General features: G+C 63.4%; 20 protein-coding genes and 1 pseudogene. 9 read left to right on the top strand and 12 right to left on the bottom strand.

The genetic code is table 11. The features are described from left to right. Positions 1–167: 167 nt before the first annotated feature. The 4 genes and pseudogenes from CK224_RS16495 (at position 168) to CK224_RS16480 (ending at position 4,108) form a co-directional block, all read left to right on the top strand. Entirely contained in the window at positions 168–962 is a 795-nt protein-coding gene (locus tag CK224_RS16495) for a class I SAM-dependent methyltransferase (RefSeq protein ID WP_095782482.1), read from the top strand. A 6-nt stretch (positions 963–968) separates the two neighbouring features. Beyond that, on the top strand, positions 969–1,655 hold the full coding sequence (gene betI / locus CK224_RS16490; protein ID WP_095782481.1) for a transcriptional regulator BetI: 687 nt from the start codon (positions 969–971) through the stop codon (positions 1,653–1,655). Positions 1,656–1,719: 64 nt separating this feature from the next. Then, a pseudogene (locus tag CK224_RS16485) lies at positions 1,720–2,801 on the top strand (ABC transporter substrate-binding protein). Further along, complete coding sequence (locus CK224_RS16480; RefSeq protein WP_095782480.1) at positions 2,798–4,108, top strand: flavin monoamine oxidase family protein; 1,311 nt, start codon at positions 2,798–2,800, stop codon at positions 4,106–4,108. The pseudogene CK224_RS16485 and the gene CK224_RS16480 overlap by 4 nt, the downstream one beginning before the upstream one ends. Here CK224_RS16480 and CK224_RS16475 read toward each other — a convergent pair. The 3 genes from CK224_RS16475 to CK224_RS16465 are packed head-to-tail and all read right to left on the bottom strand — an operon-like array spanning position 4,072 to position 6,918. Further along, positions 4,072–5,145 (bottom strand): ABC transporter ATP-binding protein, encoded by a 1,074-nt coding sequence (locus CK224_RS16475; protein WP_095782785.1) that lies wholly within the window; start codon positions 5,143–5,145, stop codon positions 4,072–4,074. The genes CK224_RS16480 and CK224_RS16475 overlap by 37 nt on opposite strands. A gap of 37 nt (positions 5,146–5,182) precedes the next feature. Next, the gene (locus CK224_RS16470) at positions 5,183–6,004 is read right to left on the bottom strand and encodes an ABC transporter permease (protein WP_095782479.1); all 822 of its coding nucleotides are present in this window, start codon (positions 6,002–6,004) and stop codon (positions 5,183–5,185) included. Further along, positions 6,001–6,918 (bottom strand): ABC transporter permease, encoded by a 918-nt coding sequence (locus tag CK224_RS16465; RefSeq protein ID WP_095782478.1) that lies wholly within the window; start codon positions 6,916–6,918, stop codon positions 6,001–6,003. Before CK224_RS16465 ends, CK224_RS16470 begins: the two co-directional genes overlap by 4 nt. 290 nt (positions 6,919–7,208) lie before the next feature. Here CK224_RS16465 and CK224_RS16460 point away from each other — a divergent pair, with 290 nt between their 5' ends. Further along, a complete protein-coding gene (locus CK224_RS16460) occupies positions 7,209–8,627 on the top strand; it encodes an aminotransferase (protein WP_095782477.1) in 1,419 nt (472 codons plus the stop codon). 227 nt (positions 8,628–8,854) lie between these two features. On the opposite strand, the gene CK224_RS16455 is transcribed toward CK224_RS16460, so the two are convergent. After that, the gene (locus tag CK224_RS16455; protein WP_095782476.1) at positions 8,855–10,057 is read right to left on the bottom strand and encodes an aromatic ring-hydroxylating dioxygenase subunit alpha; all 1,203 of its coding nucleotides are present in this window, start codon (positions 10,055–10,057) and stop codon (positions 8,855–8,857) included. Between the two features lie 238 nt (positions 10,058–10,295). Between CK224_RS16455 and CK224_RS16450 the strand changes: the two genes are divergently transcribed. Further along, the gene (locus tag CK224_RS16450; protein ID WP_245425966.1) at positions 10,296–10,874 is read left to right on the top strand and encodes a hypothetical protein; all 579 of its coding nucleotides are present in this window, start codon (positions 10,296–10,298) and stop codon (positions 10,872–10,874) included. Between the two features lie 112 nt (positions 10,875–10,986). On the opposite strand, the gene CK224_RS16445 is transcribed toward CK224_RS16450, so the two are convergent. Both CK224_RS16445 and CK224_RS16440 read right to left on the bottom strand, forming a co-directional pair. Then, positions 10,987–13,086: a sensor histidine kinase gene (locus CK224_RS16445; protein WP_176477942.1), complete on the bottom strand. Its 2,100-nt coding sequence runs from the start codon at positions 13,084–13,086 to the stop codon at positions 10,987–10,989. A gap of 148 nt (positions 13,087–13,234) precedes the next feature. Continuing rightward, on the bottom strand, positions 13,235–13,963 hold the full coding sequence (locus CK224_RS16440; protein WP_245425965.1) for a response regulator transcription factor: 729 nt from the start codon (positions 13,961–13,963) through the stop codon (positions 13,235–13,237). A 93-nt stretch (positions 13,964–14,056) separates the two neighbouring features. Between CK224_RS16440 and CK224_RS16435 the strand changes: the two genes are divergently transcribed. Continuing rightward, positions 14,057–14,758, top strand: coding sequence for a response regulator transcription factor (locus CK224_RS16435; protein ID WP_066990432.1), 702 nt, complete (start codon positions 14,057–14,059; stop codon positions 14,756–14,758). 81 nt (positions 14,759–14,839) lie between these two features. On the opposite strand, the gene CK224_RS31295 is transcribed toward CK224_RS16435, so the two are convergent. Both CK224_RS31295 and CK224_RS16425 read right to left on the bottom strand, forming a co-directional pair. Further along, positions 14,840–15,004: a hypothetical protein gene (locus CK224_RS31295; protein ID WP_095782473.1), complete on the bottom strand. Its 165-nt coding sequence runs from the start codon at positions 15,002–15,004 to the stop codon at positions 14,840–14,842. A 33-nt stretch (positions 15,005–15,037) separates the two neighbouring features. Continuing rightward, on the bottom strand, positions 15,038–15,370 hold the full coding sequence (locus CK224_RS16425; RefSeq protein ID WP_095782472.1) for a hypothetical protein: 333 nt from the start codon (positions 15,368–15,370) through the stop codon (positions 15,038–15,040). Positions 15,371–15,710: 340 nt separating this feature from the next. Here CK224_RS16425 and CK224_RS16420 point away from each other — a divergent pair, with 340 nt between their 5' ends. Continuing rightward, positions 15,711–16,163 carry a L,D-transpeptidase gene (locus CK224_RS16420; RefSeq protein WP_095782471.1) on the top strand — a complete coding sequence of 151 codons (453 nt, stop codon included), beginning with the start codon at positions 15,711–15,713 and terminating at the stop codon, positions 16,161–16,163. A 199-nt stretch (positions 16,164–16,362) separates the two neighbouring features. Here the strand turns inward: CK224_RS16420 and CK224_RS16415 are convergent, their stop codons facing one another. Beyond that, positions 16,363–19,446: an efflux RND transporter permease subunit gene (locus CK224_RS16415; protein ID WP_095782470.1), complete on the bottom strand. Its 3,084-nt coding sequence runs from the start codon at positions 19,444–19,446 to the stop codon at positions 16,363–16,365. Next, positions 19,443–20,744, bottom strand: a complete 1,302-nt coding sequence (locus tag CK224_RS16410) for an efflux RND transporter periplasmic adaptor subunit (protein ID WP_082980316.1) — start codon at positions 20,742–20,744, stop codon at positions 19,443–19,445. The genes CK224_RS16415 and CK224_RS16410 overlap by 4 nt, the downstream gene beginning before the upstream one ends. A gap of 147 nt (positions 20,745–20,891) precedes the next feature. On the opposite strand from CK224_RS16410, the gene CK224_RS16405 reads away from it, so the two are divergent. Then, positions 20,892–21,425: a TetR/AcrR family transcriptional regulator gene (locus tag CK224_RS16405; protein ID WP_095782469.1), complete on the top strand. Its 534-nt coding sequence runs from the start codon at positions 20,892–20,894 to the stop codon at positions 21,423–21,425. Positions 21,426–21,590: 165 nt separating this feature from the next. On the opposite strand, the gene CK224_RS16400 is transcribed toward CK224_RS16405, so the two are convergent. Both CK224_RS16400 and CK224_RS16395 read right to left on the bottom strand, forming a co-directional pair. Continuing rightward, the gene (locus CK224_RS16400) at positions 21,591–22,751 is read right to left on the bottom strand and encodes a patatin-like phospholipase family protein (protein ID WP_095779313.1); all 1,161 of its coding nucleotides are present in this window, start codon (positions 22,749–22,751) and stop codon (positions 21,591–21,593) included. Beyond that, entirely contained in the window at positions 22,744–23,526 is a 783-nt protein-coding gene (locus tag CK224_RS16395; protein ID WP_095782468.1) for an acetoacetate decarboxylase, read from the bottom strand. The genes CK224_RS16400 and CK224_RS16395 overlap by 8 nt, the downstream gene beginning before the upstream one ends. Between the last annotated feature and the right edge of the window lie 98 nt (positions 23,527–23,624).

Raw genomic sequence — 23,624 nt, 5'->3', positions numbered from 1 at the left:
TTCCCCGATCAGCCGAATTTGGCACGGGTCACGGTTTTTTGTCCAGCCATTTTGAATGAATGTTCAACAAATGGTGTTGCGTTTCTGCGTTGATGCGCTAGGCTTTGCCCCGCATTTCTGGTGTTCCGCTAGCGCGAAGGTGACTTCGGCATTTGAGGCTCAGTCCGATGATCGAAACGGCTAACGCCGAGCCGGAATATGACGACGCGGCCATTCGCTTCCTCGAGGCGCTCTGGGGCGATGGCTACCTCTCCCCGGGCGGCCCGGACGAAGTGGACCGCGTGGTCGAAGGCCTCTCGCTCGAGGGCAAGACGATCCTCGATCTCGGCTGCGGCGCCGGCGGCATCACGCTGGATCTGGTCGCGCGCCATGGTGCGGCGCATGCGACCGGTTTCGATGTCGAGAGGCCGGTGATCGAGACGGCAAGGCGAAAGGCGGCTGCGCAGGGTCTCCAGCACCGCGTCAGCTTCGTCCAGGCGCCGCCGGGACTGCTGCCTTTCACTGATGCTTCCTTCGACGTCGTCTTCTCCAAGGACGCACTGTTGCATGTCCGGGACAAGGATGCCCTGTTCGCCGAGGTCTTCCGCGTGCTGAAGCTCGGCGGCGTCTTCGCCGCGTCGAACTGGATGATCTCGCACGACGGCGAGCCGTCTGCGGATATGAAGGCCTATCTCGCGGCGGAAGGCTTGTCCTTTGCCATGGCTTCGCCGGCGCGCTATGCCGAAGCGATGCGTCGTGCTGGCTTCCGCGACATCAGCGTCCGCGACCGCAACGCATGGTACCGCGAGGTGGCGCGGGAGGAACGGGCGCGCCTGAAGGGGCCACTCTATCAAGCGCTCGCCGCCGCGGTCGGCGGGGGCTATGTCGACAAGAACATCCGGACCTGGGAGGCGATGCAGAAGGTGCTTGACAGTGGTGAGCACCGCCCCACTCATCTGCGCGGTTGGAAGCCGGTCGGATAGCCGGCAATGCTGGAGACCGTCACGCTCATGAAGAATGCAGAGGCCAGGGATGCCTTGCCCGAACCGGCACGAAAAGGAGACGCCGAGAAGCGCGGCCGCAAGGCTTCGAAAGAAGTCAGGCAACTCCAGTTGATCGAGGCGACGATCGATTCACTGGCCAAGCGCGGCTATGCGGAAACGACGATGGCCGATGTGGCCGACGGCGCGGGCCTGTCCCGCGGCATCGTCAACTTCCATTTCGAAAGCAAGGAGAAGCTGCTCGTAGCCACGCTGCAATATATGTATGACGAGTATTCGGCGCATTGGCGCGCCGCCTTGCAGAAGGCAGGCGACGATCCGGCGCGGCAGCTGCAGGCGCTGGTGTGGGCCGACTTCGATCGCTCGATCTGCAACAAGCGCAAGCTCGCTGCCTGGTGCGCCTTCTGGGGCGAGGCCAAATCGCGGCCGACCTACCAGGCGCTGAGCAGCTCGCGCGACGCCTACTACCAGCAGGTGTTCATCGACCTCTGCGCGACGCTTAAGCAAAGGGGCGGCTATGCCTATGAGCCGCAGGTCATGGCGCTGGCGCTATCGGCCATGCTCGAGGGCCTGTGGCTGCGGTTGATGATGGGCACAGAAGACACCACCCGCGAGACCGCGCTGCAGGCGGCCAACGCGTTCCTGGCCGCCGCCTTTCCGAAACACTACGATTAACGACAGCCCGGAGTTAGCAACAGCCGGCCAGCAAGACCGGCAAGACCAAAGAGGATGGAACAGCATGAAGAAACTCAGCCGACGCCTGACACTTACTTTGGCGCTCGCCGGCGCGCTGGCATCTTCGGCGGCAGCGTTCGCCGTTGCCGCCGACAAGGACCTCATCGTGTTCGACTGGTCCGGCTATGAGGACCCCAGCTTCCACGGCAAATATGTCGAGAAGGACGGCGACTCGCCGACCTTCGCCTTCTTCGGCGATGAGGACGAGGCATTCGAGAAGATCCGCTCCGGCTTCAAGGCCGACCTCGGCCATCCGTGTTCGCAAAGCGTGGTGAAGTGGCGCGAGGCGGGGCTGTTGCAGCCGCTCGACACCTCCAAGATCGCCGGCTGGAAGGATCTCAACCCCGGCATCATGGCGATGAAGGACCTTGCCACCACCCCCGACGGCAAAGCCTGGTTCATGCCTTGGGACTGGGGTGACACGCAGCTCACCTTCAACTCCGACAAGATCGCCGAGAAGGACGTGCAGTCGCTGAAGGCCTTCGCCGATCCCAAGTATAAGGGACGCGTCTCGATCGGCGACAATGTCGACGACGCCTATGCGCTGGCCAGCCTCGCCATCGGGCTGAAGGACCGACAAAGATGACGGACGAGCAGTTCAAGCAGGCGTCCGATTTCCTGCGCCAGGTGCACAAGAACGTGCGCTCCTACTGGACCGATACCACCGACATCGTGCAGTTGCTCTCAGGCGGCGAGGTCGATCTGGCCTGGGCCTGGAACGACGCGGCGGTGCAATCGCAGGCCGCCGGCGTGCCGATCAAGTCCAAGAAGGATACCGACGAGGGCATCTCGACCTGGGTGTGCGGCTATGTGCTGTTCAAGGACGCGCCCGGCAACATTGACAAGGCCTATGACTATCTCAACGCTGTCAACGATCCGGAAGTCGCCAAGGTGCTGGTCAAGGACTGGGGCTACGGCCAAGCCAACGCCAAGGGCATGGCCGGTGTCGACCAGGCGGTGCTCAAGGAAAAGGGCTACGACAACGTGGAAAAATGGGTCGACAAGACGCTGTTCCAGCAGCCGCTGCCTTCCGAGCTCAAGCTGAAGATGATCGCCGAGTTCGAGAAGATCAAGGCCGGCTATTGAACAGCAAGATCGAAAGCACCGACGTTGCAATCGTCGGCGCCGGCTTCACTGGCCTGTCGGCCGCGCTCGAATTGAAGCGCGCCGGCATCGATTTCCTCGTCCTGGAAGCGCGCGGCCGCGTCGGCGGTCGTGTGGAAGGTGCGCGAAACGGGCTCGGCGAGCTGATCGACAGCGGCGGCCAGTTCCTGTGCGAGGACATGCCGGAGTTGATGGCGCTGGCCAGGGCGCGCGGCAAGACCTTCGTCAAAACCTTTGTCGATGGCGCGTTCATCACCCATCCACCGATGTCGGTCGACCAGGCCGGACAGACCTATGTGACCGCGATGGCGATCCGCGACCGCATGAACTGGATCGAGCCTGACGATCCCGCGATCGCCGGGCTGACCGTCGCCTCCTGGCTAGAACGCCAGACCGATCCGGTAGATGCCAAAGCCGCCTTCCGCTCGATGGTCGAAGGACTGTGGTGCCTGGCGCTGGAAAAGGTGCCGCTATGGTACCTGATCGACAATGATCGCCGCATCACCAACGAAGTGCCGGAACTGCAATATTCTCTGCGCGAGACCATGCAGTCGCTGGCCGCGGACCTGGCGGGCGATCTCGGTGACCGGCTGCGGCTGAACGAGCCGGTCATTCGCGTCGAGCGCGGGCCGTCCGGCGTTCGTGTCGTCGCCGGCGGCGGCGCCGTCGAGGCGCGCGAGGTCCTGCTCGCCCTGCCGCCAGCGACGGCCAACAGGCTCGACTTTCGGCCTGCCTTGTCGACGGCCTTGAAGAAGGCGCTTGGCGTCTGGGAAAGCGGCGCGGTGGTCAAGATCCTCGTCCGCTATGCCAGGCCGTTCTGGCGCGAGCGCGATCTGAGCGGAATGGTGATGTGGCGCGACATGCCGGGCCTGTTTGCCTGCGATGCCAGCAGGGATGCCGAGCATGCAGCGCTCGTCGTCTTCATCGGTGGGCCGCTGGCGCTGCGTTGCCGCAAGCTGGGTGCTGCGGCGTTGCGCGCCGAGGTCACTGCGAAGCTCGCGGATGCGCTCGGTCCGGACGCGGCCGATATTCTCGATTTCAGCCAGCGCGACTGGACAGATGACCGCTGGAGCGGCGGCGCCTATAGCGATCTCATCGTCGACGTGACGGCAACGGATGCCGAGCGCACGATCCTTGCCGGCGCGCCGCCGATCCATTTTGCGTCGTCGGAAGTGTCGCCGTCCTTCCCCGCCTATGTCGAGGGCGCGATCGTGGCCGGACGCATCGCCGCCGGGAAGATTTTGGCGCGGCTTCAGTCCGCCATCGCCACCAGGGCCTCTGGGTCGTAGGCGAGACGGATCGGCGCGCCGACCGGAATGTCGTCGGCGCCGAAATCATTGGTCTCGGTCACCGAGAGCGGCTTTTCCAGCCCCGGGATCTCGACGATCAGATGCGTGATCTCGCCGAAATAGTGGCGCTCGACCACCTTGCCGGCGACCTCGAACTTGGCCGTCGCATTGTCCCAGAGCACGCGCAGCCGCTCCGGCCGGATACCGAGCGTCGCCGCGCCGCCGTGGCGGACGAAGGTCTTCGGCTTGTCGGTCCTCACACGCCCGAAGCCAAGCGTGTCGACAACCAAGGACGCGCCGTTCTCCTCGACGATCTCGGCCTTGACGAAATTCATGCCGCCGAGGAAGTCGGCGACCTGGCGGTTGACTGGGCGCTGGTAGATTTCCTTGGGCGAGGCGACCTGCGCGATACGGCCGCCGAACATCACGGCGATGCGGTCCGACATGGCCAAAGCCTCATACTGGTCGTGCGTGACCAGCACGAAGGTGATGCCTACCGCCTGCTGCAGCCGGCGCAACTCGACCTGCATCTGCTCGCGCAGCTTCTTGTCGAGAGCCGATAGCGGCTCGTCGAGCAGCAGCACCTTGGGACGCATGACCAGCGCGCGGGCAAGCGCCACGCGCTGACGCTGGCCGCCGGAGAGCTCGGTGGCGCGGCGCTTGCCAAGGCCGGTCAGCGACACCTGCGCCAGCGCCTCCTCGACGCGGCGCTTTTCCTCGCCGCTTTGTAGTTTCAGCCGCTTCAGCCCATAGGCGACGTTCTGCTCGACATTGAGGTGCGGAAAGATCGCGTAGCTCTGGAAGACCATGTTGGTCGGACGCCGGTTGGCGGGAATGCCGTCCATCGGCTGGCCGTCGACGGCGATCGAGCCGCTGGTCGGCGTATCGAAGCCGGCGATCATGCGCAAAAGCGTGGTCTTACCGCAGCCGGACGGCCCGAGCAGCGAGAAGAACTCGCCCTCCCTGATCACGAGCGATGCATTGTCCAACGCCTTGAACGCGCCGTAGCTGCGCGTGACGTCGCGGATCTCGATCATGGCGCGATCGGAAATCGTTCGCTCGGACTGGACCCGCTCAAGCATAGAGGCCTCCCTCGTTCTGGGTGCGTCTCGCCGCGCGGCGGCGCAGGATCTCGGCAACGGTCATCAGCACGAAAGACGCCGCCAACAACAAGGTGCCGAGCGCCAGCACGCCGGGGAGCTTGGCCGCGAAGCGCAGCTGTCCCCAGATGTAGATCGGCAGCGTCGCCTCGGTGCCGGTGAGGAAGAAGGCGATGATGAACTCGTCGAGCGAGATGGTGAAGCAGACCAGCAGGCTGGAGACGATCGCTGGCGCCACCATCGGCAGCGTCACACGCCGGAAGGTGCCGAAGGCGCTTTCGCCGAGATCGGCGGAGGCTTCCTCGAGGCTGCGGTCGAAGCCTTCGAAGCCGGATGTCAGCACCGTCATCGAATAGGGAATGCAGACCAGCACATGCCCAAGCACGACCGTGAACAGCGACAGGCTCAAGCCCAGTTGCAGCATCACCAGGAGCATCGAGATGGCAACGATGACCTCGGGCAGCACCAGCGGGGCCATGATCAGCCCGTTGACGGTGCGGCGGCCGGGATAGCGGTAGCGGGTGATCGAACGGGCGGCGAGAATGCCGAACACGGTCGACAGGATAGCGGCCGAGGCGCCGACAACCAAGCTGTTCCAGGTGGCGTCGATCAGTGCCGGCGTGCGCGGCAGTTCCTGGTACCAATGCAGCGTGACGCCTGAGAGCGGGAATTTCGGCGTCGCCGCGGTGTTGATCGAGAAGATCGGCAGGAAGATCACCGGCAGATAGAGGAAGAGAATGTAGAGCGCGGCGTAGCTCGACAGCCAGCTTGGCAGGTAACGTCTGATCGCCGTCATCGCGCCAGCCTCTGCAGCGCGCGGATGACCAGCACCGCGGCGCCGGCCATCAGCGAGACGATGACCATGGTTGTGACGGAGAGTGCTGCGCCGAGCGGCCAGTTCGACGCCTTGCCGAATTGCGCCTGGATGGCGTTGGCGATCATCACGCCGTCTTTGCCGCCGACCAGCTTCGGCGTGACGTAGTCGCCGACGGTCGGGATCATGACGATCAGCGCCGCCGAGATGACGCCTGGCGCCGACAGCGGCAAGGTCACGCGCAGAAAGGAGCGCAGCGGCCCGTCGCCGAGATCGGTCGCCGCTTCGACCAGGGTGCGGTCGACCTTCTCCAGCGAAACGAAGATCGGCAGGATGGCGAAGGTCGCCCAGGCGTGAGTCAGCGTGATGATGACCGCGCTGGAATTGTAGAGCAGCGCAGTCGACGGCTCGTCGATGATGCCGAGGCCCATCAGGCCGGAATTGAGCACGCCGTTGTAGCCGAGGATCACCTTCCACGACATCACGCGCAGCAGGTAGCTGGTCCAGAACGGGATGGTGATGAGGAACAGCCAGAGGCTCTTCTGGCGGCCGCCATGGAAGGAAATGAAATAGGCGATCGGATAGGCGAGCAGCACGGTGAGCAGGCTGACCGTCAGCGAGATGTAGAGCGAGCGCCAGAGCAGGTCGCGGTAGATCGGCTCGGTCAGCGCGATCCGATAATTCTCCAGCGTGAATGTGTGGTCGATGGTCAGGTAGTCCTGCGTCCAGAAGGAATGGGCTATAACAACCAGGATCGGCAGGACGAGAAGGATGAGCGCGTAAAGGAAAGTCGGGCTGATCAGCGCAATGCCCTGGACGGCTTCCGACTGCAGAAGGGGACTTCGTCTGGCTCTCGCCATGCGCAGCGGGGGCGACCCTTCCGCGGCGGCCGTCATTGCAGCGCTCCGGGCGTGATTGCAGTTGCCGGCTCGGACTGTCCCGCCATACGGCCTTCCCATTGATCGGCGCCGACTGCCTGTTTCCAATTTATGTGCCCGGAGCGATCACTCCAGACTTGCCGGCTTTCTTTCATCATGAGCGCATCCGCCGATTGAAATCAAGCGCTATTTCTGCAATATTGATTGAATGGACATTCAAAATGAAGTGACGAAAAGCCGAATTTCCATGGCTTTCCGCTTCGTTTCATGTCTCTGGAAATCACCGCAACGGACCATGCGAGGCTAAGATGGCGGCTGCACGAGAGATCAAGGCGAGGGAAGTTGTCGAGCCCGGGGACGACGATGCGGTCGAGCTGGCCAAGCGCCATCTGGTCCAGCCCTGGCCCTATGCCGGTTCGGTCGGCGCCGAGGCACGGGCGCTGATCGGCGAGGGCGAGGGCATCTACATCACCGACGCATCCGGCAAGCGGCTGATCGACGGTCCGGCCGGCATGTGGTGCATCAATGTCGGGCATCGCCGCGAGGAACTGGCAAGGGTGATGTACGACCAGGCGATGGCGCTGTCCTACAACACGCCTTGGTATACGATGAATGCGCCCTCAGCCGAGCTTGCGAGACGCATCGCCGATGCCGCTCCCGGTGATCTCAGTCACACCTTCTTCACCACCGGCGGCTCGTCGGCGGTGGAGACGGCGCTGCGCTTCATGCAGTTCTACAACAATGTGCGCGGCAGGCCGGAGAAGAAGCTGATCATCAGCCGCGGCGGCGCCTATCACGGCTCGACCTACCTGTCGGCCTCGCTCAACGGCCGCCCGCGCGACCGGCACTGGATGGATGGTGCCGACGAGCTGGTGATCAAGCTCTCCTCGCCCGATCCGTTCCGACGGCCGAAGGAGATGAGCATCGACGCCTTCACCGATTTCATCGTCGACCAGTTCCGCGACACGGTCGCGCGCGTCGGCGCCGGTCGCATTGGCGCCTTTGTCGGCGAACCGGTGCAGGCTTCGGGCGGCGTCGTCGTGCCGCCGGACGGATACCTGAAGCGCATCCGTGAGATCTGCCGCGAGAACGACATCCTCTATGTCTCGGACGAGGTGGTGACCGGCTTCGGACGGCTCGGCCATGTCTTTGCCTCTGGCGACGTGTTCGGCCTCGATCCGGACATGATCACCTTCGCCAAGGGGGTGACCTCGGGCTATTTCCCGCTTGGCGGCGTGATCATCTCCGAGCGGCTGCTGGAGGAACTGCGCCGCTCCAACCATCCCGATGCCCTGTTTGGCCATGGCCTCACCTACACCAGCCATCCGATCGGCTGCGCCGTCGCGCTGAAGAACCTCGATCTTTTGGAAGAGGGCGTGCTTCAGCATGCGCGCGCGATCGCGCCCTATTTCCAGGCGCGACTGAAGACGCTCGAGGAACTGCCGCTGGTCGGCGAGGTACGCGGCGCCGGCCTGATGGCTTGCGTCGAATGCGTCGCCGACCGCGAGAGCAAGGATCCGCTGCAGCTCGACAAGGATGTGGGAAAACGTATCGACGCGCATTGCCATGAGCTCGGTCTCTTGGTGCGGCCGCTGATCAACATGTGCGTGATGTCGCCGCCGCTCATCATCAGCCGCGAGCAGATCGACGACATGGTCGCGATCCTGCGCGAAGGCATCTCGCGCACGATGGATGATCTGAGGAAGGAAGGCGTTTGGCGGGGGTGAGGGCCTTTCCCTTCTCCCCGTTCCGCAGGGTGAAGGTGCCGAAGGGCGGATGAGGGGCGCCGAGGTCGACGATCAGCCGGACCTGCAGCGCTTCATCTGTTGGAGGTATAACCCCGCAGGCCGGCGCTGCCCCTCACCTGCCTGCTGTCCAGCCGATAGATGGGTAACACTTTGAACCGGATACATAGGTAACAGTTCTCTCCCCGTGGAACGGGGAGAGAACGCTCTCACCCCCTCGACCGCAGCGCGTCGTTCAATCCCCACATGTCCTTTTCCTCCGGTGCGGTCTCCAAGTTCAGCACCGGCACCTGCCTGCGCAGATGGTCGTGGTGGGTGCGCACGCCATATTCGAGGTCGGAGAGGTAGAAGCCCCCGAACGCCTCGGAGAGCATGGATTCGTTCGACCAGACGGAGAGCTGGACATCCTCGTTCATGGTGTCGCGGTCGATGCGGTAGGCAAGGTAGCGCGCCGCCGCCTGCTCCCGCGTCTCGTCCTTGTAGCGGTAGATCGCGCCGCGCAGCAGCGTCTCGCCGGTGGACAGCGGGAACTCCTGATAGAACTGCACCGATTCCGGCATGATCGACAGCGCGTTGTTGGGGAAGATGCCGTAATAGATCCAGGCTTTGCGCAGATGCTCCGGCAGGTGCGTCGGCTCGGGCGCTATTTTGATGTACTGGTTGACGCTCCAGCGCCGCCCGGCATGCGGGTTGTAGGTGGCGAAGGACCGCGACACGCCGTTGACGAAGGGTTCGTCGAAATAGGTCGCGCCGTAGAGGTCCTGCAGCGCCGGATGCGCCATGGCAACGTGATAGCCCTCATTGTCGACGTCGCGCACCGATTTCCAGTTGACCGGTGATTTCTGGGTCCAGATGCCCAAGCACGGCACCATGTCGGCAACATTGTAATGGGCGATCTCCGCCTCGATCGGCTTCAAGAGTTCAGCCACGGAAGGCTGCGGGCCACCGTTGCGGAAGCGGATGAAGATGAAGCCCATCCAGACTTCGAGATCGAGCGGCATCAGCCCGAACTCGGTCTTGTCGAGTTCCGGGAAGGAGCGCGGACGGGCAGCCCCCCGCAGCGTGCCGTCGAGATTGTAGACCCAGCCGTGGAACGGGCAGATCAGCGCGTTCTTGCAGGTGCCCTGGCTGTCGGCGACGACGCGGCTGCCGCGATGACGGCACATGTTGTTGAAGGCACGCACGACGCCGTCCTTGCCGCGCACGATCAGCGCCCGCTCGCCGATGACGTCCATCGTCAGATAGTCGCCCGGATTTGGCACGTCGGAGACATGGCCGGCGATCTGCCAGTGATTGCGGAAGACGTATTCCTTCTCAAGCTCGAGAAGGGCGTTGGAGTGGTAACTCCACCCCGGCAAACCCCGCCGGTCCCAATCGTTGGGGATCGCCACGTCACGCAGGTGCGGGTTCATGAAAATGCTCTCGTTTTGTTGAATGCTCGTTCAATAAAAACACATTTTCCGTTAAAATGCAATGGCTTGTGAAAATATGGAAATATCATGGCGACCGGCTTGCAGTCATCCGAGCCGAGAAAATCCCGGAAAATCCGAGCCTTAACCAGGAGTGCAAAACGGCGGTTCCAGCTTCGGATCCGCAGTTTGTGAGGGCACCGTTTCGACGCGCTTCGCGCATCGGACGATCGCGACAGCCATGCCAATTCTGCGCCTGTGTGAGGTCGCTTACAGTCCGCCGCATCCGACAGGAGCAAAAGGAACAGAAGCGATCCCCGTTTCAGTCCTGTTACATGGGCCATCGCGCCCTATCATCCGCCTGTTACGTGGTGCGGTTAAGTTCGTTTCAAGGAAAAGGGAACAGCCGATGTTTGCTAAAGTTCGGATCGCCGATGCCAGCCGCCGCTCTTACGGTCCCGAGCGCAATGATCGCCGTCCGAAGCTGGCGTTGCGCCAGCGCGCCAGCGACCATCCGATGGCGATGTTCATGCTGCTGGGCGTTGCCGCCTTCGCCAGCATGGTGCTTGCGCCAGCCGCGGGTCCCGCTTTCGCCTCGATCAATCCTCCGGCCAATGTCGTGGAGGGCGCGCCGACGACGCTCAAAACCGCGCGCCTGCCGCAGTCGCAAGTCGAGTTCGCCTGCAAAGGGCAGAGCTGGGGCGCCGAGAACGCCGAATGCCTGCGTGCCATTGCCGAGCAGTCCGGTCAGCACCGGGCCCGAGCTGTGCGCATGATCGCCAATGCCGCGCCGCTGACCAATACTCCGAACGTGTTTTAGGCTCCCCTGAGCGCACCCTCCGCGCTCCAGTCAGGCTCCCGCCGCAAAGTCGGTCGGGAGCCTCTTTTTTCGACTCCGACGATATCCAGGTGAAGCCGCAGAGGGAGCGATTTCAGATGTCGGCGCCGTTGTCGGCCGCCGCGACATCGGCAACGGTCGCAAGGATGCCGCGGACGTCGAGCGTCGAGAAGGGCTTCTCCAGGATCTGCGGCCGCTGCTGCGGCGGCAGTGCCTCAATCTCGGCCTTGGCGCCGATGAGGTCGCCGGTGACCAGCACGAAACGCTGCGCCAGCCCCGGCCGTTCGGCCAGCAATTCACGGTAGATCGATATGCCGCTGGTGCCCGGCATGCGCAGGTCGGAAAACACGATGTCCGGCGGCATCTGCCCGCTCAGCACCTCGCCGGCGGACGTCCAGCTTGGCACGAGACGCGACTTGAGCCCCATGAGCTCCAATATGTCGGACAGCGAAGCGGCGACGTCGGGCTCGTCGTCGATGATCAGCGCATGGCGCAACCCGCTCGACCGCGCCGGACCCTCGCCGGCCTTTGCCGCATTGCCGGCAATCGCCGGCAACTGGACGACGAAGCGCGCGCCGTGCGGCTGCACCTCTTCGAACCAGATGTTGCCGTTGTGGCGCTCGACAATCGATTTCGAGATCGACAGGCCGATGCCGGTACCGACGCCGACCGGCTTGGTGGTGAAGTAGGATTCGAAGATGCGTGAGCGGATCGCATCGGGAATGCCGGGTCCGTTGTCCTCGACCGAGAAGCCGGGATTGCCGCGCTCGCTGCGAAAGGTCCGCACCTTGATGCGCCGCTCGCCGGTGATGCCGGCAAGCGCATGTTGGCTGTTGATGAGGAAGTTGGCCGCGACCTGGGTGACATGGTCGGCGTCGGCCATGGCGAGCAGCGGGCCGTTGGCGAAGTCGGTGTCGATGATGATGCCGCTGGAGCGCGCACCATAGGCGGTCACTTCGAGCGCCGAGCGCATCACCTGGTTGAGGTCGGTTTCGGCCTGCTCGGTCGGATGCAGGCGCACCATCGACAGGAAGCTCTTGACGATGCGCCCGCAGCGTTCGGCGGCCGCGCGCACCTTTTCGGCGCGCACCTTGGTCTGCGGGTCGGCCGCGAATTCATGCAGCAGGGTCGATTGCGCGACCACAACCGCCAGCGGGTTGTTGAGCTCATGCGAGACGCCGGCGAGCAGCGAGCCCATTGCCGCCATCTTCTCATTCTGGTGCAGCTTCTCGCGCTGGCGGTTGATCTCTTCTTCGGCGTGCAGCTTCTCGCGCAGGTCGCGGATCGAGCCGAAGATGAGCCGGCGGTCGGCAACCCGCATCTCCGTCGCGGTCAGCTCGATCGGAAAGATCTCGCCGGCCGCGTTCTGGGTCACTGTCTCCAGCCGCTGGCCAACCATCGGCGCGCCCCGTCCGGCCATGTACTCGGCGCCCGACGAATAACCCTTGCGGTAATAATGCGGCACGATCGTGTCGATCAGATCCTTGCCGAGGATGTCGCTGCGCTTGAAGCCGAACATCTTCTCGGCGGCCGGATTGAATTCGATGATGGAGCCGGCCTCGTCGATGACGATGATGGCGTCGAGCGAAGCTTGCAGCATGGTGCGGCGGATAACCTCGCTGGCATGCGCCTCTGAGGGCGAGCGCTCAATGGCGTCGCCGATGGCGAGCGCGATGATGTGAAGCGTCGCCTCCTCTTCGTCCGTCCATTCGCGTTCGGCCGCGCAGTCATTGACCGCCAGAGTGCCCCAGAGATGGCCGTGGGCGAAGACCGACACCGAAATGAAGGATTTTATGTTCTGCTTCTCGAAATCGGCCCGCAGGAAACCATCGAGGTCGCGCGTGTGGCCGGCGAAGACCTTGCCCTGGCGCTCATCCTCCTGCAACTGCTCCAGGAGCGGATCGGAGTTGATGATCGACTGCATGATCACGGTAGGCGATGCGAGCTCGCCGCCAAAAGCAGGGTCGATCCAATAGGAAGCCACGGACTGGGCAAAGCCCTCGCCCGGCAACTCGCGCAAACGGAAGAGAATGCCGCGCTGACAGTCCAACGAACGGCACAGTGCCTCCAGTATGCTGTCCATCTCGCGCTGCCAGTCGCCCGCTTCGCGCAAGCGGCGAACGACATGGACGGCCGCCATCGCGGCGCCCTGGCGGGAGCCGTGCATCTCTGTCCGTGCGGCCTCAGCTGTCATCGTCGAACGTCAATCTCCGGGGCCATATCGGTAAACCATGAAATCCAGCACACAAGCCCGAAAATCGACAACGGTTTTCTGGGGGCATGCCGCCGGACCGGAATGCTACAGCGTCGATTGCGTATCCGGAAGGTGCGCGGCGCCGGAGTCAGTTGCCGTCGCCAGCCGGCAGCGAGAAGATGTAGCCTTCGCCGCGCACCGTGCGCAGGAATTTCGGATTGGCGGGGTCCGCCTCGATCTTCTTTCTCAGACGCATGATGCGGATGTCGACAGCGCGCGACGATTCCGGGTCTTCCACGAAGCCGATCGCCTCCGAGATCGCCGCCCGCGTCAGAAGCCGGTTGGCGCGGGTGAGGAAAACTTCCAGCACGTCGAACTCGCTCTTGGCCATCTCGATGACCGCGCCATTGGCGCCGGTCACCAGCCTGCCGTCGAAATCGGCCTGGAAGCTGCCGAAATTCATGAAGCGGCGCGTGCCAGCGTCGGTCTTGGCGGCCTGCGGGGCAACCGGCTGCGGCACGCGGCGCAGCACACTGCGGACCCTTGCCAGCACTTCGCGCAACTCATAGGGCTTGACGATGTAGTCGTCGGCGCCGAGCTCCAGGCCGACGATGCGGTCGAGCGCGGTGCCGGCGGCGGTGGCGTAGATGATGCCGATCTGCGTCTTGGAGCGCAGCCAGCGGCCGAGCGACAGGCCGTCCTCGCCGGGCATGGCGATGTCGAGGATGGCGAGGTGGAAGGGTTGCGCCTCAAGCAGGCTGCGCGCCGCCGCGGCATTCTCGGCCGTGGCAACGTCATAGCCGCTGGCGCCGAGATACTCGGCGACCGCTTCCCTCAGATCCGGCTCGTCCTCGACGACAATGATGCGCGCCTTCACAATGGTCTCGCTCCCGCTTTCAGCGGAAAGTAGATTGGGTATAAACATGATGTCCAGCGCTCATCTCGAGTTGTCCGTGGCGGAGTGGAGAAAATGGCAGCACGATCCGTCGTCGCGCTTGTGTCCGTTGCCGAAGTGGTGGCCGGCGACCTGGCCGACCATCTCGAGCGGCGGGGGCACGACGTGCGTCAGGCGCGCCAGCCCTGGGAGGCGGAGTCGCTGCTTTCGGCAGGCGGCATCGACGTGGTGGTCGTCGGTGACGACGTGACCCAGGCGGAGGGGCGCGAACTGCTCAAGCGCTATAGTAGCCAAGGCGGGGGCGGCGAGGGTGGCTGCGACTTCATCCTGATCTGCCGGCCCGCCGATCTCGTCGACAAGGTGCTGGCGCTGGAGCTCGGCGCAGCCGACGTGATCGAAAGCCCGCTCAATGTGCGCGAGCTGGCGGCGCGCATCGGCCGCCTGCTGACGCGGCGCGGCCGCAACCCCCAGGAACTGATCGTGCTGGAGAATGCGACCGTCGACTTGAGGTCGGCCATGGTCATGCATCGTTCCGGCGCCGAGGATCAGCTGTCGCCGGGGCAGGTGGCGCTGTTGAGATTGTTTCTGGCGAGCCCGCGAAAGGTGCTGACGCGCGACGACATCATTGCCGCCGCGCCCGCCGAGAATGCCGACGCTTTCGACCGCTCGATCGATTCGCGCATCGTGAGGCTGCGCCGTAAGCTCGATACGGAGACCATCACCACGATCAGGGGTGCCGGTTACCGGTTCGATCCGCCGACGCCGCGCACCGACTGAGGCGAGGGCCACCAGGTCTTTTCCTCGATCTTGCATCGGATTTCCAAAACCGCTTCGCACTTTTGGATCCGACGCCGGTGCCTAGCGCACCACGAGGATCGAGGGACCAGACGGCAATTCGGCGCTGGCGGCGATCTCGGCGTGGGCGCGCTCCTTGAGCAGCACCGTTGCAAGCGCGGCAAAGCCAAGCAGCCCCTGGGCATAAAGCAGTGCGGACAGCACCGAAGCGGCAAATCTCGTCTTCATAACTCAATCCCCAATTCGATAGTCGTCGATGCTTCAGGAAACTCCCGAAGCGCCCGCGCCGCTTACGGAGCCCCCCGCTGCGGCGCGGGCCTTCGGTCCTCTCGGCAGCAAGTAGCCGGAGGGGCCGCGCATCCCTATCAGCCGAAGACCGACCCGCCAGAGGGCCCTCAGCCGGTTGACGCGCAGGCTGGAGATGATCCAGACCGTGGCGATGAACAGTGCAGTGTGCAGTGTCGAAACCTCGCCGGAATTCATGGCGCCAAGCGCCGTCACAGGGTTCCCGGGGACAGAGCCGACAGCACCGAGGATGACTGCCGAGACGCCGATCCTGAGAAACCAGGTGCGAACTTTCGATTTCCTGCCCATTTTCGTTTGCTGATGTCTGTTCCCGTGACCTCGACATTGCTGCGGGCCTGTATCCGCATCATGCCGCGCAAGTCGCGCTTTGTTGCAATTCGGTTTCGAAATTCGGAGAAAGGCTTTCATATCAAAGCCATATACGCTTTGCCCGCCGGTTTCGGCCTGCTTGGTATTGCCGGCAGCCGGTCTAAGCGAGCGTGTTCTCTGGAATTAGGCCGTTTACTTAGAGAAACGAATTCGAAACATTAACGCATATTAAGCGAAATGAGCCTGAAACAGGTGATCCCGATAAGACGATCCATCGAAATTGCAGCCGGCCCGACCGGCATAAGAGAGAGGGATCGTCATGCATACCGGCATTTCAGCCAAGCTCATCCACGTCACCGCCGCCGCGCTCACCGGCGCGGCTTTGCTCTTCGGCAGCAACGCCGCTCATGCCAACCAGCTCGTCGCCCGGGTTTCGCTGTCGCAGCAGATCATGGAAGTCACGGTCGACGGCCGGCCGACCTTCACCTGGAAAGTGTCGACGGGCGACAGGGGGCACATCACGCCGACAGGGTCATTCAAGCCGACCCGCATGCATGAGATGTGGTATTCGAAGAAATACGACAATGCACCGATGCCGCATTCGGTCTTCTTCAGCGGCGGCTATGCGGTGCATGCGACCTATGCCATCAAGCATCTTGGCCGGCCAGCCTCGCATGGCTGCGTGCGTTTGCATCCCGATGCCGCGGCCGACTTCTATCAGCTCGTCGAGGCCTTCGGCCCGGGCAACACCAGCATCCTCATCGTAAAGTAACGGGTCAAGTAGCGGGCGGATTGCCGCCTTCAAGCCAGGTTCGACGCAATTCCGGACGGAAGGCCACGGCGAAGTCGCCGAGCAACCGTTCCACACTTTTCTTGGAATTGCTCTGGCGCCGAAGCCGTGGGGCGACCGCCTAAAAAAGAGGCCGGGATTTTCCGGCCTCTTTTTGTTTTTGGAGCAGTCCTGGATTGCTTCAGGTGGGCAGCGCCGGCATCAGCTTCGGATCGGGCTTCTCGGCGAGATGCGGCAGGTCCTTGCTGGCGATGAAGGTGTAGAACATCGGCACGACGAACAGCGTGAACATCGTGCCGACCAGAATGCCGGTGAAGATGACGAGGCCCATCGAGTAGCGCGCCGCGGCGCCGGCGCCGCTGGAGATGATCAGCGGCACGACGCCGAGCGCCATCGCGGCCGTCGTCATCAGGATCGGCCGCAGGCGCACCTTGGCCGAGGCGATGATGGCATCGCGGCGCCGCATGCCATGGATTTCGCGCTGCTGGTTGGCGAATTCCACCAAAAGGATGCCGTGCTTGGTGATGAGGCCGATCAGGGTGATCAGTCCGACCTGCGTGTAGATGTTGAGCGTTCCGAGGCCGATATTGAGCGGCACGATGGCACCGAAGATCGAAAGCGGCACCGCCATCATGATGATCAGCGGATCGCGGAAGCTCTCGAACTGAGCGGCCAGAACCAAGTAGATCACGATCACGGCGGCCGCGAAGGCGATCAGGATGGTATTGCCCTGCTCCTTTTCCTGCCGCGACTGGCCGGAATAGTCGATGAAGAAGGTGTCGGGCAGCGTTTCCCTGGCGAGATCCTCCAGCACTTTCAATCCGTCGCCGGTGGTGACGCCGGGCAAGGGCAGGGCGGAGATCGTGGCCGAGTTCAGCTGATTGAACTGCTCGATCGCTGCCGGCGAGGCGTTGGTCGAGATATGCACCACCGCCGACAGCGGCACCATCTTGCCGTCGACGCTGCGCACGAAATACTCGCCGAGCTTCGCCGGATTGTCGCGGAACTCCTGCGGCACCTGCGGGATGATGTCATAGCTGTTGGAGTCGCGATCGAACTGCGCCACTTCGGCGCCGCCGACCAGCAGCGTCAGCGTGTTGCCGATATCGGCGATGGGCAGGTTCAGCGCCGCCGCGCGCTCGCGGTCGATGGTGACGGTCACCTGCGGGGCGTCATAGGACATCGAGTTCTGCACGACGATGAAGCGGCCGGAAGCCTGCGCCTTGTTCTTGATCTTCTCGGCCTGGTCGAAGACTTCCGAGGGATCGCCGGTCGAGCGAACCACCATCGAGATCGGCAGGCCGCCGCCCGAGCCGGGCAGCGTCGGCGGCGCGAAGACGAAAGCCTCGACGCCGGCGACCTTGGCCAAGCGACCGGTGATGTCGGCCTGGATTTCCTTCGAGCTGCGCTGCCGTTCGGCCCAGTCCTTGAAGGCAAAGCCGACAAAGGCGCCGTTGGTGGCGCCGCCGAAGGCGACCGCCGAGAACTGCGCCCGCGTTTCCGGAATGTCCTTAACAAGTCCGAGGATCTGGTTGACGTAGGTCTCGGTGTAGTCCGAGGTCGCGTAGCGCGGGGCGGTTACGATGGAAAGCAGGAAGCCCTGGTCTTCTTCCGGCGCCAGTTCGGTCGAGGTCTTGGTGAACATGAAGCCGGTGAGCGCGACCAGCGCGACGACGATGATAAAGGTAACCGGCCTGTTTCTGAGCGAAGCGGTCACGGCCCGCTCGTAGACGCGCTCGACACGGCTGAAGGTGCCGTCGACGATGCGCTGGAAGCGGCCGTGCGCGCCGGCCTTCAAGAGGCGAGCCGACATCATCGGCGTGATGGTCACCGCAATCAGGCCGGACAGCACCACGGAGCCGGCCAACGTGACCGCGAACTCGCGAAACAGCGCGCCGGTCAGACCGCCGGTGAAGGCAAGCGGCGCAAACACGGCGGCCAGCGTGATGGTCATGGCGACGATTGCCGAGAAGATCTCGCGCATGCCGTTGAAGGCCGCCTGCATCGGCGACATGCCGTCTTCCTCCATATGGCGGTGGATGTTCTCCACCACGACAATGGCGTCGTCGACGACAAGGCCGATCGCCAGCACCATGGCAAGCAGCGACAGAAGGTTGATCGAATAGCCTACCGCAAACAGAATGAAACAGACGCCGATCAGCGACAGAGGAATGGTCACGATCGGCATCATCACCGAGCGGAAGGATCCGAGGAAGAGCAGGATGACGAGAATGACGATGGCGACAGCCTCGCCGATGGTCTTAAACACCTCCTCGATCGAGGCGCTGATCTGCTCGGTGGAATCGTAGACGATCTCGATCGTCATGCCCTTCGGCAAGGTACCCTGGATTACCGGCACGATCTTGTGGATCGCCTCGGCAGTCGTCAGCGGATTGGCGGCAGGCGTCGGGAAGATGGCCAGGAAGGTGCCCGGCTTGCCATTGAAGCTCACCCTCGTGTCGGTGCTGGCGGCGCCAAGCTCGACCCGAGCCACATCGCGCAGCCGCACCACCTGGCCGTCGGTCGAGCGGATGGGGAGCTGCGCGAAGGCTTCCGGCGTCTGCAGGGTCGAGTGAACCGCGATCGAGGAAACCACATACTCGTTCTGTGTGTTGCCGGGCGCGGACAGGAAATTGGAATTGTTGATCGCAGTCAGCACGTCGGCGGCCGTGGCGCCGCGGGCTGCGAGCCTGACCGGGTCGATCCAGACCCGCATCGAATATTCCTCGGCGCCGAAGATCTGGACGTCGGCGACGCCTTCCACCGTCGAGATGCGCGGCCGCACGACGCGCTCGATGTATTCGGTCAGCTGCTCCTTCGTCATGTTCGGATTCTGCATCGAAATATACATCATCGCGAACTGCTGGCCGGTGCCCTTGACGATCACCGGATCCTTGGCGGCATCCGGCAAGGTGCCGCGCACGCCCTGAACCTTGGACAGCACCTCGGTCAACGCAACATCGGGATTGGAGCCGAGCTTCATCTGGACGGTCACCGTGCTCGAAGACGGGCGGCTCGACGAGGTGACGTAGTCGATGTTTTCCGTCGAGGCGACGGCGCGCGCGATCGGCGCGGAGATGAAGCCCTGAATCAGGTCGGCGCTGGCTCCGGGATAGGCCGTGGTGATGGTGATCGCCGTCTCGTCAACCTTCGGATACTGGCGGATCGACAGGTTGAAAATGGCCTGGAAACCCAGGAGCAGGATCATGCAGGCCAGCACCGTCGAGAGGACGGGGCGGCGAATGAAGATATCGGAAAAGCTCATTGCTGAACCTGCTTGTTTGCCGATTTGCTGGGATCAACGGTGTTGTCGACCGCAACGGACATGCCGTTGAAGAGCCGGTTCTGACCGGCGGTCACGACCTGGTCGCCGGCCTTCAGGCCTTCGACGATCTCGACCATGCCGTTGTTGCGGCGGCCGAGCTTGACGAAGACCTGCGATAGAACGAGCGCCGGCTGCTGCCCGGCTTCGGCTGGCTTTTGAGCGTTCTCAGCCGGCTTCGCCGCGCTGTCGGCGGCGTTTGCCGTATCGGAGGCCGGTTTCGAGGCATCGGCTTGCGGCTTGGCTGCATCGCCGGCAGGCTTCTCCGCGCCGGCCTTCTGGTCTTCCGGTTTTGCTGGCGCGGCAGCGCCGGCCTCAGCGGGCTTGGGCGGCACCACCACGAAGACATAGTCGCCGTACAGGCTCGAGGTCACCGCCGTCTGCGGCACCGAGATGACGTTGCTTTCCTCCGGCAACTCGACGCGGATCTGCACGAACTGGCCCGGGGTCAGCTTGCCCTCCGGGTTGGCGACCTCGCCGCGGATCGACACCAGCCGGCTTGCCGGGTCGATCTTGGGATCGATGCCGCGGATGGAGCCGGCAAAGGACATGTCGGCAGCGTTGCTGCCGATCCGCACCGTCTGGCCGATCTTCAGCAGCGGCAGCTGCTGTTCGGGCACGGTGAAGTCGACCCGCATCGTGTCCAGATCCTGGATCGTGACGACTGAGTTGCCGGGCGCCAGATACTGGCCAATGTCGATCTTCGGAATGCCGACCGTCCCGGTGAAGGGAGCTGCGAGTTGCTTTTGGTCGAGCACGGCTTGCAGCTTGTTCACTTGCGCGGCCGATGCGGTCGCCGCCGCGCGCGCGGCATCAAGCGTAGCGTCGGTGCCGACGCCACGCCGCTGCAATTCCAGCGCGCGGGTCAGCGCCGCCTGGTCGGATGCTGCCTGAGCCTTCTGTGCCACCAGATCGGCCTTCTCGACGGCATCGTCGAGCTGCAGAAGCACAGCGTCGGCCGCAACCTTCTGGTTGGCGTGGAAGAGGATGTCCTTGACGATGCCGGCCGTCTCGACGGTCAGGTCGACGCCGCGCACGGCGTTGACGGTGCCGATCGCCTCGACGCCGGGCGTCCAGTTCGAAGGCTTCGCCACGATGGTCGACACTGTCGCCGCCGGCGGTTTCATGGTGGCGAAAAACTGCTTGATCGCATTGTCGCGAAACAGGTTGAAGCCGACGATGCCGGCGCACACCACGGCGAGCAGCAGCAGAATTCCGGTGATGATGAAGAAGCGCTTCACGGATAGTTCCCCTCGAGCCGGCAACCGGCAACGTCAATTGCCGGGACACATATCGACGATAAATCCCGATTTCAAATTGCGGGCGCCTTACTGTACCGTCTGGACGGTCTTGTCAATTCCACAAGGCCTAATGTAAGGGAAGGCGTGATGAAAGCTCGCAGGGCAAACTCGCGCGACAGGATACTTGCAGCGGCAGCCGACGTGGCGCGCGAGGCGGGCCCGGGAAGCCTGTCGCTCGACGCCATCGCCAATCGGGCCGGCGTGTCGAAGGGCGGTCTGCTCTACAATTTCCCGACCAAGGCCAAGCTGATGCAGGGGCTGGTCGAGAATTACCTCAGTGCTTTCGAGCAGGCGCTCGAAGAACGCACGGCCGAGGCAAGCGATGAAAGCGCGCTCGCGGCCTACATACGGCTCTCGGCCGATGATTGCGAGAAGCCGAAACCTTCGGCCTCCTGGATGTTCTCCGCGATCGCCGAGGATCCGGAATTCCTGACGCCGATCAAAGCGTTCAAACGGCAGCTGTTCGAAAGGCTGAAGGGGGAAACGGACGACCTCGGCTCGCTGCTGGTTTGTTTCCTCGCCATCGAGGGGCTACGCAGCATGAATCTTTTCGATTCAGACGTGCTGTCGCAGCAGGAGCACAAGCTCCTGGTTTCCTCGCTGCTCAAGATAGCCGGATAGGTCGCAGGCCTCACATCAGGGGCGGCAAAGACGCTGAGACAAAGACGGCGCCGTTCGCGCCGCCGTCTTCATTTGTATCCAGTGCATGGCGCGAGCGCTCACCGGCAGGCAAAAAGACCCGCCGGACTTTTCCGACGGCGGGTCATAGTTGCCGAGTGAAAGGTATCAGGTCGGGTCTTCGCGATGCAGGTCGTGGATGGCGACGCCTTCGACATTGGTCGGCAGCATCAGCCACTGCTTGTGGCGCAGCGTCCGTTCGGTGTCCTCGAGGCCCATCTCCCAGTGCTCGCGCATCGAGGTCCCCGAGAACTCATAGTCCTTGGCGTGGCCTTCGTAGCCTTTGTGCTGGTAGATCAGGTGGACGATGTTGACCACGCCGGCGTCGGAATAGTCGGCAATCAATTCCTTCTCGCCCTCTATCAGAAATTCCGGCGGAACGCGCTTCAGTGCATCGAGCAGCTTCATCTTCAGCGCATGGATGCGCTGGAAATTGTCGGTGTTCTGGCGCGTGCGGCTGGAATACATGATGTCCTTGTGACGCGACAGCACGTCGGCCATGCCGCGCGGCAGCACGCCGCGAGCGCTGAACAGATCGACCTGGAAGACCAGCGAGGTGCGGTCCTCTTCTTGGTCGAGCAGATATTGCAGCGGCGTGTTGGAGACGATGCCGCCGTCCCAGTAGTACTCGCCCTCGATGCGGATCGAGGGGAAGGCCGGCGGCAGCGCGCCGCTCGCCATGATGTGCTCCGGTCCGATGCGCACCTTGTCGGTGTCGAAATAGACGAAGTTGCCGGTCCTGACATTGACGGCGCCGACACTCAGCCGCTTTTTGCCGTCGTTCAGAATGTCGAAGTCGATCAGGCTTTCCAGCGTGTCCTTCAGCTCGGCGGTGTCGTAGAAGCTGGTAGCGCCTTCCGCCCCCGGCAGCTGGAACCAGGGATTGGGATGGCGTGGCTTGAAGAAGCCGGGCTGGCCCATAGTCATCGTCATCCACGAAGAAGTGCGGTTGCGGATGTCGCGATAGATGTCGCCTTCGGGCGTATAGGCCCAGATCTTGCGGCCCGAGACCGTCTGCCAGAACTGCTCCAGCCGCTGCAGGCGCCGGCTCGGCTCGTTGCCGGCGATGATCGATGCGTTGATCGCGCCGATCGAGACGCCGGACAGCCAGGTCGGCTCGCAGCCGGCGTCGGACAGCGCCTGATAGACACCGGCCTGATAAGCGCCCAGCGCGCCGCCCCCCTGGAACACCAGGGCGATGCGGTCGTATTGCGCCGTTATTTCCTCGATGGTGGCGGCTGCCGCCGTTTTTGGGGTGCGTTCAAGCACGAGCCATCTCCGGCTGGATTGCGCTGGTCGCGGACTGGCCGGCAAGATAGTCGTGAACGACCTCGCCCAGTCCGAGCGTCAGATCGGCGGTGAAGTGGACGGCCGAGACCACCTCCAGCACCGGCAGCTTGGCGACGTCGGCCATGACATGCGGCCGAAGGTCGAGCGCGGCCGGCGCCGTCCAGGCTTCCTTCAGCGTCACGTCGGTGAGGTAGTAACGGACCAGCTCGCAGATGCGCGGGCTGCCGTCGACATGCGGGATGATCTTGACCAGAAAGTTTGGCGCGGCGAGCGAGGCGAGCACCTGGTCGTGGTCGGCCTCGCGGTGCTTGTAGCCCATGGTGCCGGTGGCGCAGAGCACGCTGCCATAGTGGAGGGTGCCGACCACCACTTCGCCCTCATGCACGATCTTGGGGCTGGCCAGCTTCTTCGGGAATCCCCAGAGCTCGCGGCCGCCGGCGATCGGCGCGTCGTCGTCGAGATACATGGAATGGACATAGCCGCCATGTTGTCCGCCGAAGCGCACAGGAATCACCTGACCGGTCTCGGTATAGTCGCCGAAGCCGGTCGAATCCGGCATGCGGATGAACTCATACTTGACCAGCGGCTCATCGATCTCGAGCGGCTTCGGCACGACGGCTTCCAGCGCCTCGCGCGTCGTGCGGTAGGTGATGATGATGTATTCGCGGTCGAAGAAACGGTAGGGGCCTGGCGGAAAGGAAGGGTTGGTAAGCGGCATCGCATAGGCGCGCTTCACGACTTCGGCGATTTCCAAGCTGTTCACCCTTCAGGAATGACACACGCGACACGCACAGGGGATTATGTTGCACGGCACCATGACAGTGCCATGTACGCCCTAGGACCGCCAGCTTC

Origin of the sequence: Mesorhizobium sp. WSM3862 (genome assembly GCF_002294985.1) — a bacterium.
Lineage (GTDB): Bacteria > Pseudomonadota > Alphaproteobacteria > Rhizobiales > Rhizobiaceae > Mesorhizobium.
Note: the sequence above shows the minus strand (reverse complement) of the source record. Positions and strands in the feature narration are given on the sequence as shown.

Coding starts and splice junctions, on each gene's coding strand:
- CK224_RS31295 (WP_095782473.1), bottom strand. CDS start 15,004: ATGAAGACGAGATTTGCCGCTTCGGTGCTGTCCGCACTGCTTTATGCC.
- CK224_RS16435 (WP_066990432.1), top strand. CDS start 14,057: ATGGCAGCACGATCCGTCGTCGCGCTTGTGTCCGTTGCCGAAGTGGTG.
- CK224_RS16450 (WP_245425966.1), top strand. CDS start 10,296: ATGCCAATTCTGCGCCTGTGTGAGGTCGCTTACAGTCCGCCGCATCCG.
- CK224_RS16455 (WP_095782476.1), bottom strand. CDS start 10,057: ATGAACCCGCACCTGCGTGACGTGGCGATCCCCAACGATTGGGACCGG.
- CK224_RS16445 (WP_176477942.1), bottom strand. CDS start 13,086: ATGACAGCTGAGGCCGCACGGACAGAGATGCACGGCTCCCGCCAGGGC.
- CK224_RS16495 (WP_095782482.1), top strand. CDS start 168: ATGATCGAAACGGCTAACGCCGAGCCGGAATATGACGACGCGGCCATT.
- CK224_RS16460 (WP_095782477.1), top strand. CDS start 7,209: ATGGCGGCTGCACGAGAGATCAAGGCGAGGGAAGTTGTCGAGCCCGGG.
- CK224_RS16405 (WP_095782469.1), top strand. CDS start 20,892: ATGAAAGCTCGCAGGGCAAACTCGCGCGACAGGATACTTGCAGCGGCA.
- betI (WP_095782481.1), top strand. CDS start 969: ATGCTGGAGACCGTCACGCTCATGAAGAATGCAGAGGCCAGGGATGCC.
- CK224_RS16425 (WP_095782472.1), bottom strand. CDS start 15,370: ATGGGCAGGAAATCGAAAGTTCGCACCTGGTTTCTCAGGATCGGCGTC.
- CK224_RS16475 (WP_095782785.1), bottom strand. CDS start 5,145: ATGATCGAGATCCGCGACGTCACGCGCAGCTACGGCGCGTTCAAGGCG.
- CK224_RS16420 (WP_095782471.1), top strand. CDS start 15,711: ATGCATACCGGCATTTCAGCCAAGCTCATCCACGTCACCGCCGCCGCG.
- CK224_RS16465 (WP_095782478.1), bottom strand. CDS start 6,918: ATGACGGCCGCCGCGGAAGGGTCGCCCCCGCTGCGCATGGCGAGAGCC.
- CK224_RS16415 (WP_095782470.1), bottom strand. CDS start 19,446: ATGAGCTTTTCCGATATCTTCATTCGCCGCCCCGTCCTCTCGACGGTG.
- CK224_RS16470 (WP_095782479.1), bottom strand. CDS start 6,004: ATGACGGCGATCAGACGTTACCTGCCAAGCTGGCTGTCGAGCTACGCC.